This is a genomic window from Streptomyces coffeae (assembly GCF_016741875.1).
Classification (GTDB): Bacteria; Actinomycetota; Actinomycetes; order Streptomycetales; family Streptomycetaceae; genus Streptomyces; species Streptomyces coffeae.
Map to the genome: position 1 here is coordinate 49,129 of NZ_JAERRF010000020.1, position 14,382 is coordinate 63,510.

A 14,382-nucleotide genomic window follows, 5' to 3' on the forward strand; every position below is an offset into this window, starting at 1 on the left:
GAGTGATCATGTTCTGGGATGCCGTTCGACGACGGCCAGGTACCCTGCTGGCTTGCTCAGCCGGAGCGCAGCACTTCTAGCCGAGCAGCCTTGTGGACTGCTCACGAAGACTCGCGCTGCGAGTGCCACGCCGCTGGGAGAGCGGCACCGAGGACTCCGCCGGCGCCACCGCCGAGCGCCAGGCCAATCCCCATGTTGTCGAAGACAGCCAACCCGAGCACGATCCCGAATGCGACTCCGATCACCATGCCGACAGCAAACCCTTTGCTGATGGACGGCGCTCCGACATCCTCGTTGTTCGTCACACGGTCATTGTGCCGAACGAGCCTCCGGAGATGAGGTCCAATACGGCCAACCTTCAGCAGGCTGGACCTTAAAGAACAAGTTCAGATGTTGGCCAGGGTGCGGTCCAGGAGGGGGAGCAAGCGATCCCAGTGGCCCTTCAGCCCGGAGGCGCTGAAAGTGTCGGTGTCGGACATGGTGAAGCCGTGGATGGTGCCAGGGTAGATCTCGGAGGTGTAGCCGACACCTGCGGCGTCCAGGGCTGGTTGAGCTCGCCGAGTGCCTCAGGTGTCATGTCTCCTTCGGCGTGGAAGGCCTTCGAGCCGATACACCACGATGACGTCCTACGCTCGGTGGTGATGCTGTGACGGCCGCCCGTACCGAACACCTTGTCACCCCGGGCACGTTCTCGCTCGACGGCGGCACCTGGCCCGTCAACAACGTGCGGAGCGTCGATGACGACCACGAGGTGATCGTCATCGACGCTCCGCACAACGCCGACGCCATCGCCAAGGCCATCAGCGACCACAGACTGAAAGCCATCGTGTGCACACACGCCCACAACGACCACATCGGCGCCACCCCGGCACTGGCAGACCTGACCGGCGCACCGATCCTGCTACATCCGGACGACCGGCCGCTGTAGAAGAACACCCACCCCGCCCCGGGGCCCCGACAGCCACCTCAGCAACCGACGCCACACCACCATGGCCAGCACCGAACTGGTCGCACCGCACACACCCGAACACACCTCCACGGCGACCTCCCCGCACACCCCAGACTGAAGCCATCTCCACCGAAGACACACCCTCCGCCGACGGCCCGGCGCCACACCCCGCGCCTCTGACAGTCGCGAACCAGGTGGGCCCAGCACCGGATCGCCTCCAATGAAGGCTTTTTCACCTGTCGCCGTCCGGACGATGAGGTGACACGGTGACCAACCACGATGAGGCGGCGGCTGCCGACCGTTGACACTGGCTTGGGTGAGCCGGCACCTGGAGGCCGGCGAACGGATCGTCAGCACCGAGGCGTTGCAGGGCGGCATCACTGCCGAAATGCGGAGGCTGACCGTCGGCACGCGGGATGGAGGGACCCGTGACCTGGTGCTGCGGACCTTCGTCGACCCGTCCTTCGTGGAGGCGCGCCGAGGACTGGCTGAACAGGGAGGCCGGCGCCTTGACCCAGCTCACGGGGACCGGTGTGTCGGCTCCTGGACTGGTCGCGGTTGATCCGACCGCCGCGCATTGCGAGTATCCGTCGCTCCTGATGACACATCTGGTGGGCCGGACGGTCCTCGATGATGAGGGATTGGAGACGCGCGTTCCTCTGCTGGCCGTCAACTCGTGGCGATCCACGCGTTGCGACCCGCCGAGCGGCCCCGGGAGTATGTGGCGTTGACGACCAGCCGACACCGTCGTCGTTCCGAAGGGCGCCGACGCGGCGGCATGGGCACCGGCGATCGACGTGATCCGCAAGCCCGCGCCGCCCTATGAAGGGCGATTCCTGCACCGTGACTTCCAACCCGGCAACGTGCTGTTCGACGTGCCACCCTCAAGTCCGGCAGGTGCCCGGATCACCGGCGTCGTCGACTGGGCGGCAACCTCCTGGGGCCCGGCGGACCTCGATGTCGAGCACTGCTCCACCACTCTCGCGCTGCTGCACGGCCCGACGTGCCATCAACGGCTGCCACGGCCGGCGCTCATGAACGCACTGGGCGCGCCTGCATGGGTCGAGTCTGTGGATTGCTGGTTGGCCCAGCGTGCGGGATGTAGGTAGGTCCAGATGGTCTGATGAGCATCGCCTGACGGGAGTTCCATGCACCCCGCCCGCCGCGCCGAGGACCGCGATGACGTGAAGGGGAAGCTTCACCCAGTGCCTGCCCCACTCCCTCCGCCGGAACTGCCGGCACGGCGAGGTCCACCCCGTCCGGCAATGCCGATACATCGGGCAGGGTCGGCCTTTCGTCGAGCTGCCCGGCCCGGGCGGCCGACCAGATGTACCTCGCCCCGGTAGCCGTTGGTGGCGAGGTTCTTCAGGTGGTTCCAGCGACCGAGCCGGGTTTGGCGGAAGCGCCGACGATCGCCAGCGCCCGAGGCCGGACGAACCGACGCGATACGACCTCGGCAGACGTACGCGGGCCATCCACCTCCCCCGTCTCCGCTCCGCCCGTTTCACTGTGGCTCGAGGTGATACTCACTGCGACCTCCGAGACGTCCTTGCGCCGCAGGACCTGTTACCCAGGACTGGAGCGGGTTGCTGCCGCGTACAAGCCGAGCGGATCAGGCGCCGGGACGCTGGTAGCCCTCAAGTCCCGGCTTGATCGACTTCTCGTCCAGGAACTGCTGGATCCTGGGCCTCGGTCCAGCCCATGTTCCGGATGTGCCGGATCATCTCCTTGGTTCGGCGCATGATCGTCGGGTTCTTCGTCTTCAGTACCTCGGCGATCTCGATCACCCGTTCCCGCAGCCGGTCAGCGGGAACCGCCTCGTTGACCAGCCGCATCTCACTCGCACGGCGGCCGTCGAACGTCTCACCCGTGATGCTGTAGTAGATCGCGTCGCGCTGGCTCATCGTGTGCACGACCGCGGTGGGGACGTTGCCGCCCGGGATGATTCCCCAGTTCACCTCCGACAGGCCGAAAACGGCGTCCTCGGCGGCGATCCCGATGTCGCAGCTCACGAGCGGGACGAACCCGCCACCGAAGCAGTAACCGTTCACCATCGCGATGGTCGGCAGCGGGAACTGCCGAAGACGCGGGCCCTGCCACTCATAGGCGGACCGCTGTCGGATCTCCGCGGCCCGCGGCGACAGCTGATCGCTCTCCCGGAAGAACTCCTTAAGATCCATCCCCGCCGAGAACGCGGTACCCGCCCCGGTCAAGACCAGCACACTGGCTTCTTCGTCCAGGGCGACCGCGTCCAGCACCTCCAACATCTCGTTGTTGAGGGTCGGGCTCATGCAGTTGCGCTTCTCTGGGCGGTTGAGAACGACCCAGGCGATCCCGTTGTCCACCGTGGCGAGGGCGGTCTCCCAGCTCCCCAGCGAACGTCCGCGAGCGAACTCACCCGCGCGTGCCGCATCAACGTCAGTGCTCATATGTATCTCCGATCAGGAATCGCAGGTTCCTCAGCGCGCCCCGCCGGCCGGGGCGGAGCGCCCCCTCCCCAAAACCTTATGCATTTATTTTTCGCAGCGTCAATGCTTTGACGAATGTTTGGCTGCTAGGGTCACTCCAGTGATGTCCTCCGCGAGCCCGGCCGACCAACCACCCGAGGTGCTACGGGCACGTCGGCCGCAGTGGCTCGTCCTGATGCTCTTCAGCGTTGCGGTCTATGACCGCCCCGCCGCCATCTCGGCAGGGTCAGTGATCGACATCCTCGCCAAGCTCGCCGTGGGCAGCGCGGCGGTCCGCTCTACCCTCGGCAGGATGTCCGAGCGCGGGCTGCTCCAGCGGCACCCCAAAGGCCGCGAGATGTACTACGCCCTGACCGAACGTGGGCACCGAGTACTCCAGGAAGGCCAGGCACTGGCCCTCGAACCGGTGGACCAGCCATGGGATGGACTCTGGACGATCCTCGCCGTCTCGCTGCCCGATCGTCACCAGGCGCTGCGCTATCGCGTGCGGTCGCGCCTTGCCTGGGAGGGGTTCGGGCAACTACAGAACGGCTTGTGGGTCTCGCCGCACCAGCCTGACGTGACGACCGCGCTGCAGGGCCTGGACGTCCTGGACCACGTGCACGTCTTCACCGGGGCACGCGTAGAGGGCACGCCCGTGGCCGAACTCATCCGCAAGCTCTACGACCTCGACGAGATGGCCGCTCGCTACACCGGTTTCCTGGAGCGGTGGACTCGCGACCCGGTCGATGAGTTCGATGACGAAATCTCGGCTCTGCTCGTACTCCTGAGCGAGTGGGCGCAGATCGTACGCGCGGATCCGCGACTGCCGCTCGCCCACCTGCCGGACCCGTGGCCCGCCACCGAGGCCGACCGGCTCTTCCGGCGGCACTACGACCACCTCATGCCGCGAGTGGCACAAGCCGCCAAGGCCAACCTCCGGATTCTCGAGCTCTCCACCGAGAATGCCTGACACCTGCCCTCATCAGCCGGACGGCCCAGACAACACCCGGTCCGGGCCAGGACGCGCGCCGTGGTGTTCGGGTGCGATGTCGGAAAAGGCGTCGCCGGCGTGCACGATCCGCCCCGCGACGCTAATCGTCGGCGCCCCGCTGAGCGGTTGTCACGATGCTCTCCTTCCCCTGTCTCAGGCGAGGGGCATGGTGCTGACAGTCGCCCGGATCTCCGTCTGGACATGCCGCTCAACCGTCGGTTTCCCCGACCCGCCATCGCTCTCCCCCCAGACAACGGTGACCTCGGCGCCGTCGCGAGCGTCCGCCTCGTCGAGCATCGCCAGCGAGAGCCAGCCACCGACGTTGACGGTGTAGCCGGTGGAGGTGGACAGGCCCACCAGCCGGTCGCCGACCAGTACCTTGTCGAACGGCAAGGTGGAGTACACGGACTTCGGGATATCGAGGTACTTGGCGCCGGTTCCGGGTTCGTCGAACAAGCTGCTGGCGAGCACGCGCTTCACGTCCTCGTCGTGCCAGCGCAGCCACACCTTGCAGCGGTGCGGTGCGTCGACGAGCCGCTCCAACGCGGCCCTGCCGATGAAGTCGTGGTCGTACTTGACGAGGTTGCCGTATCCCAGGTCCCACGGCGTCTGGTAGTAGTCCTCGATGTTCGGTGCATCGAAGCTGCCGCCGAGGGAAATCGACGCCTCCCAGCTGTCGGCGGTCAACCACTGGCGATACGGCTTCAGCGCCGCACCCGAATAGATCGCCGGTGTCGGCGACGGGATCCAACCGGACTCGAAACCCGTTGTCGGGTAAGCGATAGCGCCGCCGCGTACGAGTCCGAACTCCACACCGGCTTCCAGCAGGGCGGCCATCACCGCCGGTCCCTCTGCCGCGGGCCCGATGAGCTCAAGTCCCGTCATCTCCTCGCCGGGGATGCCCGACATCGTGTGGTTGAGCGCACGCAGCTGGCAGCCGGCCAACGTGAACTCGCCCATGTGGAAGAACCTGATCCGCTCAATCGGCCCACCATGGGCCTTTTCCACGATCTTGAGTGCGTTGGGCCCCTGCAGCTGATAGCGGAACGTCCGCCGCCTACCGTTGTTGGCGACAGTTCGCTCATCCCTGGTCACCGTGACGTCGTACCCCCCGACCGCTGCCTGGTAGGCCACCCAGTTCGGTACAGCCGGCCGGCCCACCAGGCTCACCTCGTCCTCCTCGAAGCCGAACAGGACGGCGTCACCGATCACGTAACCGTCCTCATTGCAGGCCACGAACTGCTTCGCCCTGTTGCGGCCGAAAGTGCGGAAGCTGTTGACCCCCGTATCCGACAACAGCCGCCGGACGTCAGGCCCCCGGAAGTAGACGTCAGTCATGTGGAACGACTGATCGAACACCACCGCCGTGGTCTTCCACGCCCGCTGCTCATCCCGCCAGTTCCCGAACTCTCCCCTGCCTGGGATCTCGAAGGCCCCGGTAGGGCCGTTTTTGAGCATCTCGACCGGACCACCGACGCGATCGAGCTTGTCTTCGAGGGTCTCCGTGCTCACGTTGCCGTCTCCTTTGCCAGTCGTCGCCCAACACGTCTCATCACGTCGGCACCGGCCGCGGGTCAGGCTCCGGTGTCAGTGCGTTGCACGCTATTCGCGGAGTTGTTCGCCCAGGGCCACGCCCAGTGCCTTGTCGGTGGATTCGGGCATCCAGCCGGCCTCATCGAGGAGGTCGTGTTCGCCTTCGGCGATGCGGTTCTCGAGCGTGCCGAGTCCGTCGCATTCGACGGTCACGACATCGCCGGGTTCCACGGGGCGCGAGTTGGCGGGCGTGCCGGTGAAGATCAGGTCCCCCGGCTCCAGCGTCATCGTCCGGGAGAGGTCCGCGATCAGGTAGGCCACCGGGAAGACCATGGCTCGGAGGCTGGATTCCTGCACGATAATCCCGTTGACGCGGGTGCGCAGCACCTGGTCGCCCGGGGTCCAGTCGGTGACGAGACCCGGTCCGACGGGAGCCAGCGTGTCGGCGCCCTTGACGCGGAGCATGGCTCCGCGGTCGGCGTGGCGGAAGTCGTGCAGGGCGAAGTCGTTGGCCAGGGTGTAGCCCAGCACGTAGTCGAGCGCCTCGGTCATGGGCACGTTGCGGGCCCTGCGGCAGATGACGATGACGACCTCGCCCTCGTAGTTGAGGTAGCGGCAGCCGCGCGGCCGGATCACCACGCCGCGGTGGGAGTTGAGCGCCGAGGGCGGTTTGAGGAAATAGTGGGGAGCGGGCGGTCCGTCTGTTTTCAGCTCGTCCAGTCGGGACTGGTAGTTGAGATGCACGCAGAGGATCTTGCTCGGGGTGCTCGGGGGCAGGTGGATCGCCTCGTCGGGCTTGACGCGGCGGCCGTCCTGCGCGAGAAGCATCTCGCCGTCCAGGACCATCTCGACAGGAGCCCCGTCGAGGAGGATGCGCCGGGTCTCGTTCATGACACCTCTTCCCACGGCGGGGCGGACATCGGATAGCCCAGCCCGGCGTAGTCGTAACCTTCGATCTCCAACACCTTGAGGAACGGATCCTGCGGTGAGGCGTAGTAGGCGCGGATCTCCTGGATGAGCCCGCGTTCGCTGAAGAGGTACCACTCGTCCCCGCGCAGCAGCACGCCTGCCTCGCGTTTGAAGTGAGTCCACTCGATGACCGCCCGGCGCGTCGCCGCATCGAGGATGATCTGGTCGATGGTCCAGAACGACCCGCCCTGGTGGACGGCGGCATGCCAGCGCTCGCCGATCGTGCGTGCGCCGCGGAAGGGGCCCTGGTACATGCCCGGAGGGAAGTAGTGGACCCCGTCGGGCTCGAAGTGAGCGGCGATCCGGTCCACGTCGCCGTCGTTGCAGGCGGCGAAGTACTCCCGGATCCGGTCCTCCATCCGCGCGGCGGAGAATTCTTCGGTCATGTCATACCTCCAGTTTGGTCTCGCGCTTGGCCGACACGGGCGGGGTGGGCAGCCATGCCTCGCCGGGCTCGACGATGAAGGTGTGCTCAAGGCTGTACCAGGGCTCGCTCACGTCGGGGTCCGGCGCCGGTTCGTTCTCGTGGCGTACGTACCTGCCGACGAGGGTCTGTACGACGCCGAACTGGGCGTCGGTCTCCAGCATGGGGTCGTCGTGGCTGTAGAGCTGGGAGGCGATCGTCTTGTAGCCCGGCTTGTAGATCAGCGCGTGCAGATGGGCCGGCCGGAATGGGTGGCGGTGCAGCGCGGTCAGGAGCTCGCCCACGGGCCCGCCCATCGGCACCGGGTAGCCGGACGGCTTGACACTGCGGTAGGCGAACACCCCGTCGGTGTCGCTGAAGAACTTGCCGCGCAGGTTCCACTCGGCCTGCTCGGGGTCCTGGTTCTCGTAGAGGCCGGCCGGCGAGGCATGCCAGACATCGACTTCCGCTCCGGCGATGACGTTTCCGTCGGTGTCGACGATGCGGCCGGTGAAGAACAGCGGTGGCCCTTCGGTGGCGGAACGCACGATTGAGTCACCGTTGTTCATCGCCGGACTGCCCTTGCGCCAGAACGGGCCGAGCAGGTTCGCCGAGGTGGGCTTGGCCTCGGTGCCGTTGTTCATCAAAGACACCAGCGTCGACAGGCCCAGCGTGCCCGCCATCAGCCGGACCTCGTTGTGGCTGGGCGTGGTGAGCTTGCCGAGCCTGCTCACGATGTTGATGGCGGCGTCGAACTCCGCCTCTGTCAGCCGCACCTCACGGGCGAAGTCGTGCAGATGGCGCACCAGCGCCTGGACGAGCTCCTTCAGACGCGGATCGTCCGCGCGTTCCGTCTCGGCCAGCACCGCCTCGGTGAGCTGACCCTCGTCCTGAATGATCATCGCGAAATCTCCTGCCTGTGCAGAGCGTGAACAGGCCGGCCTGGGTGAACCCAGTCGAGGAGCCTGGGTCACCAGTACCGCCCCAAGGGGTATCGTTTGTCAACCTGCTGGATGTATGATCAGCAGGTTGAACAATGTGATGCGAGAGTGAAGGGAGTGGGAGGATGGCAAACGCGAAGCCGGACGCTCGCCCGGTCGTGCCGGCACTCGACCGGGCAATCAGGCTGCTGCGCCTGCTCGGGGAAACCCCGCAGCGCGCCTACACCATGGCCGAGATCGCGCGGGCTCTCGAAGTCCCGAGGTCGAGCGCGTTCAACCTCTGTTCCGCGCTGGCGGAGGGGCAGCTGATCCGCCGTACCAGGGACGGCTTTCAACTCGGTCGCGGGTTGCTCGAACTCGGCTCGGCCTATGTCTCCAGTGTCAATCTGGTCGCCGAGTTCTACGACGTCGCCCGCAAGGTCCCGCTCGACCTGGGCGCGACCGTCCAACTCGCCGTGCTCGACGACGACCTGCAAGCCGTCTACCTGGCCTATCAGGACTGCGGCAGCGGCCTGCGGCTGGGACTGGCCGGCAGCATCGGCCGACGGGTACCGGCGAACTGCAGCGCCTGCGGCAAGATACTGCTGGCCCTGCTGCCGCCCGCAGAGCTCGACCGGCGCCTGACGGACCGGCCCACACTGCCACGACTGACACAGAAGTCGGTCACTTCACGCGCTCACCTGATGCGCGAGATCTGCGCGGCGAGGGACAGCGACCATGCCATGGACGAGGAAGAAGCGGTGCCCGGGCTCTCCTGCGTCGCCTCCGGTTTCGCGACAAGCCATGCGGATGGTGGCTATGTCGCGGTCAGTATCACCACGGCCATGGACACTCTGGACGATCAGAAGCGTCGAACGGTGATTACCACGTTGGACTCTCTCGTGGGCGAACTGAAGGCACGCCTGTAGGTACCTGCGCGCAGCACGCGGTCGAACACCACCACGAGGTCATGATGGAGCACCTCGAAGCGGCGATCACACGGCCGCAGCCACCGAAACGCCGCAGCCGCAGCCAGACCGCACCAACTATTGGCTACGGCTGGGCCGCCCCGACCTCACCGTTTCGGTCGGGGTGGGGCCGGTCCCCGTGCCGTGGGCGAAAGTGCCATCTGGGCAGCATGCCGGTGAGTTGGCACGTCACCGCAGGTCGGGCACTGTCCAGTGGCGGGTTTGGGCGGGAATGCCCGTCGCGCAGTTCGTCGCTTTCGGTGATGTACCGGCGGAGGGCGAGAAGCAGCAACGGAGACCCGGCGGTGAGTGTGTTTCATCCTTGCGTTGTACCTGTTCAGCAGCGGTGTCAGTGCCGGTCCACCGGGATATCGGTCGGTATTGCGCACGCTGACCGAGAACTGCGGCATCTGCCGGGCCTGTGCATGCAGCGCCTTCCCACCAGTTCGGCCTTGACCCGGACTCGGCAGCGGCGGGGCGTCAAGCCGTTCCAGGCCCTGGTCGAGGGCAGCCGCGTATGTCAGGACCGTTGACGCATGCCTTGTGTAGGCATACCTTGACGCCCTCTTGAGGGGCTCGATGGCTCGCTTCGTTGAGCCCCGGCGATGCCTGTTGCATCCCTCTTCCTTTCTTTCTCCCTCCTGGCCATGGAGCCACGAGCTCGGAGATCACCTCACATAGAGGAGTGACGTCATGTCACCGTCATCCCTTCCCCTGAACAGCAGCGAGGACGAGACCACAGCCGATCCGGAGGCTGAGATCCGCAAGTTGCGCAGAGTCGCGTACGCGAGTCTCGTCGGAACCGCCATCGAGTGGTACGACTTCTTCATCTACGGCCTTGCCGTGGTCCTGGTCTTCGCCCCGCAGTTCTTCCCAAGCTCGGCCCCCTCGGCCGGGGCTCTGGCGGCGTTCGCGACCTTCGCAGTCGGGTTCGCGGCCCGCCCTCTCGGCGGTATCGTCGTGGGTCACCTCGGCGACCGCGTCGGTCGCAAGAAGATGCTCGTGGCTAGCCTGCTCATGATGGGCGTCAGCACGACCTTGATCGGAATGCTGCCCACCTACGCCACGGCGGGTGCCCTCGCACCGATTCTCCTCATCCTGCTGCGCCTCGTCCAAGGAGTCGCGGTCGGCGGTGAATGGGGCGGGGCGGTGCTCATCTCCGTGGAACACTCGCCTGAGGGCAAGCGCGGCTTCTACGGCAGCTTCACTCAGGTGGGGTTGTCCGTGGGCCTGATCACGTCGAACCTCGTGTTCCTGACCCTTTCGCTGACGACCACGCGGGAGCAGTTCGCTGCATGGGGCTGGCGGATCCCGTTCCTGTTCAGCGGGGTTCTGGTGCTGGTCGGCCTCTATATCCGATCCCAGGTGGAGGAGAGCCCCGAGTTCGCTGCGCGCCGGAACACCGCGCGAACCCTGCGTCTGCCGATCGTCGCTGTTCTGCGCACGTACTGGCGTCAGGTCTTGCTGATCACCGCGATGTTCTCCGGGCTGACGGCGATGGGCTACATTGCGGCGGTGTACTCGGTCAGCTACGGCACGACCCGGCTGGGCCTGAGCTCGACGTTCATGCTCGTCGTGGTACTGGCTGCGGCGGTCATCGAGCTCCCGGCGGTGCTGTATTTCTCGGCAGCTTCCGACCGGCGCGGCCGATCCCATGTGATCATCTGGGGATCGGCTGCGTCCGTGTTGGTCGGTCTGTTCTTCGTGCCTGTCCTCGCCACGGGAGCGACGGTACTGGTCGCGCTCGCAGTGGTGTTGGGACGGCTGGTCCTCACGCCGCTGAGCGGACCATCGGCGGCGATGGCCGCAGAGAGCTTCCCGGTCGAGATGCGCTACAGCGGTGCGTCGATTGGTTACCAGCTTGGCTCGATAGCCGGCGGTGCGCTGGCGCCCCTCGTTGCGACGCTGCTGGTCGCATCGCCGGCCGGCACGTGGGGCGTGTCGATCTACCTCGTCGTGCTGATGGCAGTCTCCGGCCTGGGCGCATATGGTCTCGGCCGGATCGGCGCGCGCTCTGCGTCGACGTCTGGGACCGTCGCTTCAGCGCCTGCGCCATAGGCAGCTCTCGTGCCTGGCGCCGCACACGCGGAGCCAGGCACGACTGCACGGCGTTCTTCAGGTGGGTAGCCAGTATGGCCAGACCCTTTCCGGACTGCGGGGTCGTCGACCAGCAGCGGTAGTAGGCGAGTTCACCGGTACTGCGGTTGCGGCGGATCACCGCTGATGGCTGCCCGGGCGGGGTTTGGGCAGGTCGATGGCGGCCCAGTCGTAGAAGCGGTGCGAAGCCCCAACCATCCTACCTCAGCACGGAATTGAGCTGAGGTGTATTCGCTTCCGCGGTCGCTGTGCGTGATGCAGCCAGGTTCCAGGCTGCCGCGGCCGTGGGCCATCCGCAGCGCGTCCTCTGGGTTGCATGTGACCCCGAGGTGCGGCCTCGTACCAGAACATGGTGGCGTGCACCCGTCGTTCACCCAAGGCGCGCAATTCGCGCTATTTCCTATGGGTTTTAGCAGTATCAGTCGCGACATGCTTCGGAGAGCCTCGTTCCCGCACCGGTGTAAGGAGCCGGTACTGAGAGGGAGAACCATGCACGACACGCGCAACAGGTCAGTCCCCGGCCACCGCCGCACGCTGCCCAGACGACGCCGGTTCCTCGGACTGGTCACGGCCGGGGCGGCCGCGGTCGGCGCGGCCGGGATCGGCCGGGCGGCCTTGGCCACGGACCCGGCCACAGCGCCGCGGACGTTCCGCTCGCAGCGGGACATCAACAGCCGCAAGCGGGCCATCGCGAGAATCCTGAACGCCGCAGACCCGACGGCCGTCGCGGCCTGGATCACCGGCGCGGGGTCCGCGCCCGACTCCATCAATATGGAGCTGGACACCCAGGTCAACGGCTTGGCCGACGCCGCGGCGGCAGGCACGGGCACCGCCCGCGACGCGGTGCTCGTCTCCTGGGTGCGCACCGCGGCGACGCAGCGCACGATATGGGACCGCAAGTACGAGTTCCTGCGCACCGATTCGGGGGGCGCCGGAACCTTCGGCATCGTCACTGACGAGGTGAGGGCCAAGTACGCCGCCCAGCTGGGCTCGGCCGAGCAGTGGGACCCGGACAACGACTCCCACCGTGAGGTGTGGACATCCCTGACCTCCGAGGAACGCCAGATCGAGATACTCCGCACGTCGACGGCGCCGGGTGTCTCGCGCCATCATCTGGGCTCAGACGCGGACTTCTTCGGCACGAATCCCCAGGACTGGACGGACGACGGCCCGCAGGCCGCCAGCTACAGGTGGCTGCGTGCGAACGCGGCCCACCACGGCTTCCTCCAGACCTACACGGCGGAGTCGACAAAGACCAAGCCCGCGATCAGCGAGGAGCGCTGGCACTGGTCGTACGCGCCGGCCTCCCAGGCAGTCCTGGACTTCGTCGGTGCGAACCAGGACCTGATCGCCGACTCGCTGGACAAGCTGTGGAGCTATGACCCGACGCGGTTCACATACATCAAGGCGAACTGGCGCGACTACATGTTCCACGTGAACGAGAAGGCATACTTCGGCTGAGCCGGGATATGACAGGGCAGCCTGGCCAGGGGCGTGACCGCGGGCCGCTCTCCCCGCCGACTTGGGAGCGTTCGGTACACCGAGGCCACCGGCCCACGCCACCCTGACCGTCTCCTCGGGAACTCCGCGACCTTCTTGGTGTGCAGTGACACCGACACCCTCCCCAGAGGCAACGTCGGCCTTTCATGACCACAACGGGAAGTGAAGGCCGACGTCACGCCGGACAAAGACTTTGCCAACCGTCCACCCGGGTGAGCGAGTCCGATGTTTGTGCCGGCCGCGACCGTGGCGAAGGACATCCCTTGGAGTGCCCGGATGGCGTCGGTCGTGAGCTTGCCGGAAGCGCTGGAGGCTGATGCCCAGGTCCGGGTCGAAGCACTGACTCCCAGGTATCTCGGTCGCATGACGGATGTTGCTCGACGGCCCAACCACCATGCTGAAGCATCGATCCTGCGGTGCCTGCCACATCAGTCGAGGAATCGTTCATCCGTCATGTCGCTCGCAGTTGAGTGGTATGCGCCGTGGAATGCCCAAGGGGGAGATCTTGAATCCCAACGGCCGGATCAGTTCGCGGGTTAAGAGAGTAGGAGGATATCTGGCTCTGGCCGCGGCTCTTGCGGGAACATTGCTCTTCCTTATGGCGGAGGTGGAGCTGAATTCGGATTACGGCCCTCCAGCCGACGCCTATCGCTCGATCGCTGTTGGACAGACATGCGCGACGAAGCTTGGACCAGAATATGACGTCTCGTGCGGACGTGCGGGACTAGGAGACATGCGGTACACCTGCCCCAAAGGAACCTTCGGGAGATGCCCGGAAACGACGGCTATCACGGTGAGAAACGTTGGAGGATCCGATGTACACGTCAGCGTCATCAGCGGTCCTCGTCAGGGGCAACGAAACACTGGAGGACTCTCCCGGCTGCGGCCTGGGGACACAGTGACCCTGACTCCCGCCGCCGGAGATCTCTATCTCTTCGATATAACCATGCAGGCGGTAGGCGCAAGAGGCGGTGCGATAGAGGTAGTCAATATCTTCTGACTTCCACTCAGGAATCTCCCTATGGCTGGGCGGCGTAGCGGCTCGGCTGGGGTGGAGCGCCAGCAAGGCAAAGTCGCGACTCGTGTACTGACAACTCCGTTCGGAGTGGAAGATCGCTGAACCCTCGGAGGCGCGTCGCCTGTCCCGGAATCCGGGACAGCGGCGTGAACAGCGGCGCGCCGGAGCCGTAGACTCTGCGGCACCACGACCACTTCCGCCATCGAGGAGGTGGGCCCGCCGCAGTAAGTCCGGCACGTGCTGAGGCAGGCTCCTGACGGCTCGTCGGCCTGCGGAAAACCGATAAGCCGGCCGCCCAAGAACTCAAAGTGGCCCCGTCATCTGCGGGTACAGCTACTGCGTGAGTAAGTGCCGCACAGCCCTCACCGCTTCGCACCGATCACTGACCTCGAACTTTCGTGACGGTCCGTCGGTTCTTTGGCGGGCCGTCACGAAGATTCGAGGCTAAGGAGAAGAGTGCGCCGAAACAGGAACCCAGGACCGACCCGCGCCCGTGACACCAGCTCGCGGGCAATGCGACGGACAGCCAACTGGCCGGTTCCGTGGCGCAGTGTGTTCCTATGCACATCCTCGAGAGCCAGTTG

Annotated in this window: 11 protein-coding genes and 2 pseudogenes; 6 read left to right on the top strand and 7 right to left on the bottom strand. The window is 66.1% G+C overall.

The genetic code is table 11. The features are described from left to right. Positions 1–101: 101 nt before the first annotated feature. Positions 102–305: a hypothetical protein gene (locus tag JK363_RS28575; protein WP_201879185.1), complete on the bottom strand. Its 204-nt coding sequence runs from the start codon at positions 303–305 to the stop codon at positions 102–104. A gap of 81 nt (positions 306–386) precedes the next feature. Further along, positions 387–592 (bottom strand): annotated as a pseudogene (locus JK363_RS28580) (dienelactone hydrolase family protein); the annotation flags it as partial. 54 nt (positions 593–646) lie between these two features. On the opposite strand from JK363_RS28580, the gene JK363_RS28585 reads away from it, so the two are divergent. Both JK363_RS28585 and JK363_RS28590 read left to right on the top strand, forming a co-directional pair. Beyond that, positions 647–928: an MBL fold metallo-hydrolase gene (locus JK363_RS28585; protein WP_201879187.1), complete on the top strand. Its 282-nt coding sequence runs from the start codon at positions 647–649 to the stop codon at positions 926–928. A gap of 337 nt (positions 929–1,265) precedes the next feature. After that, a pseudogene (locus JK363_RS28590) lies at positions 1,266–1,950 on the top strand (phosphotransferase family protein); the annotation flags it as partial. A gap of 636 nt (positions 1,951–2,586) precedes the next feature. On the opposite strand, the gene JK363_RS28595 reads toward JK363_RS28590, so the two are convergent. Beyond that, positions 2,587–3,378: a p-hydroxycinnamoyl CoA hydratase/lyase gene (locus tag JK363_RS28595; protein WP_201879188.1), complete on the bottom strand. Its 792-nt coding sequence runs from the start codon at positions 3,376–3,378 to the stop codon at positions 2,587–2,589. A 142-nt stretch (positions 3,379–3,520) separates the two neighbouring features. Between JK363_RS28595 and JK363_RS28600 the strand changes: the two genes are divergently transcribed. Then, positions 3,521–4,369: a PaaX family transcriptional regulator gene (locus tag JK363_RS28600; protein ID WP_201879190.1), complete on the top strand. Its 849-nt coding sequence runs from the start codon at positions 3,521–3,523 to the stop codon at positions 4,367–4,369. A 174-nt stretch (positions 4,370–4,543) separates the two neighbouring features. On the opposite strand, the gene JK363_RS28605 is transcribed toward JK363_RS28600, so the two are convergent. The 4 genes from JK363_RS28605 to JK363_RS28620 form a co-directional block, all read right to left on the bottom strand. After that, a complete protein-coding gene (locus tag JK363_RS28605) occupies positions 4,544–5,902 on the bottom strand; it encodes an aminomethyl transferase family protein (protein ID WP_307821899.1) in 1,359 nt (452 codons plus the stop codon). A gap of 90 nt (positions 5,903–5,992) precedes the next feature. Then, positions 5,993–6,814, bottom strand: a complete 822-nt coding sequence (locus JK363_RS28610) for a fumarylacetoacetate hydrolase family protein (protein ID WP_201879192.1) — start codon at positions 6,812–6,814, stop codon at positions 5,993–5,995. After that, positions 6,811–7,278 carry a nuclear transport factor 2 family protein gene (locus JK363_RS28615; protein ID WP_201879194.1) on the bottom strand — a complete coding sequence of 156 codons (468 nt, stop codon included), beginning with the start codon at positions 7,276–7,278 and terminating at the stop codon, positions 6,811–6,813. The genes JK363_RS28610 and JK363_RS28615 overlap by 4 nt, the downstream gene beginning before the upstream one ends. 1 nt (position 7,279) lies before the next feature. Beyond that, complete coding sequence (locus JK363_RS28620; protein WP_201879196.1) at positions 7,280–8,197, bottom strand: dioxygenase family protein; 918 nt, start codon at positions 8,195–8,197, stop codon at positions 7,280–7,282. Positions 8,198–8,361: 164 nt separating this feature from the next. On the opposite strand from JK363_RS28620, the gene JK363_RS28625 reads away from it, so the two are divergent. From JK363_RS28625 to JK363_RS28635, 3 genes are all read left to right on the top strand, one after another. Then, positions 8,362–9,144: an IclR family transcriptional regulator gene (locus JK363_RS28625; RefSeq protein ID WP_201879198.1), complete on the top strand. Its 783-nt coding sequence runs from the start codon at positions 8,362–8,364 to the stop codon at positions 9,142–9,144. Positions 9,145–9,876: 732 nt separating this feature from the next. Then, entirely contained in the window at positions 9,877–11,241 is a 1,365-nt protein-coding gene (locus JK363_RS28630; RefSeq protein ID WP_201879200.1) for an MFS transporter, read from the top strand. A 528-nt stretch (positions 11,242–11,769) separates the two neighbouring features. Continuing rightward, complete coding sequence (locus tag JK363_RS28635) at positions 11,770–12,741, top strand: D-alanyl-D-alanine carboxypeptidase family protein (protein WP_201879202.1); 972 nt, start codon at positions 11,770–11,772, stop codon at positions 12,739–12,741. Positions 12,742–14,382: the final 1,641 nt, after the last annotated feature.

What these genes read in the sequence shown, in the direction of transcription:
- JK363_RS28630 (WP_201879200.1), top strand. Translation starts at nt 9,877, where the DNA reads ATGTCACCGTCATCCCTTCCCCTGAACAGCAGCGAGGACGAGACCACA.
- JK363_RS28635 (WP_201879202.1), top strand. Translation starts at nt 11,770, where the DNA reads ATGCACGACACGCGCAACAGGTCAGTCCCCGGCCACCGCCGCACGCTG.
- JK363_RS28595 (WP_201879188.1), bottom strand. Translation starts at nt 3,378, where the DNA reads ATGAGCACTGACGTTGATGCGGCACGCGCGGGTGAGTTCGCTCGCGGA.
- JK363_RS28615 (WP_201879194.1), bottom strand. Translation starts at nt 7,278, where the DNA reads ATGACCGAAGAATTCTCCGCCGCGCGGATGGAGGACCGGATCCGGGAG.
- JK363_RS28620 (WP_201879196.1), bottom strand. Translation starts at nt 8,197, where the DNA reads ATGATCATTCAGGACGAGGGTCAGCTCACCGAGGCGGTGCTGGCCGAG.
- JK363_RS28625 (WP_201879198.1), top strand. Translation starts at nt 8,362, where the DNA reads ATGGCAAACGCGAAGCCGGACGCTCGCCCGGTCGTGCCGGCACTCGAC.
- JK363_RS28600 (WP_201879190.1), top strand. Translation starts at nt 3,521, where the DNA reads ATGTCCTCCGCGAGCCCGGCCGACCAACCACCCGAGGTGCTACGGGCA.
- JK363_RS28610 (WP_201879192.1), bottom strand. Translation starts at nt 6,814, where the DNA reads ATGAACGAGACCCGGCGCATCCTCCTCGACGGGGCTCCTGTCGAGATG.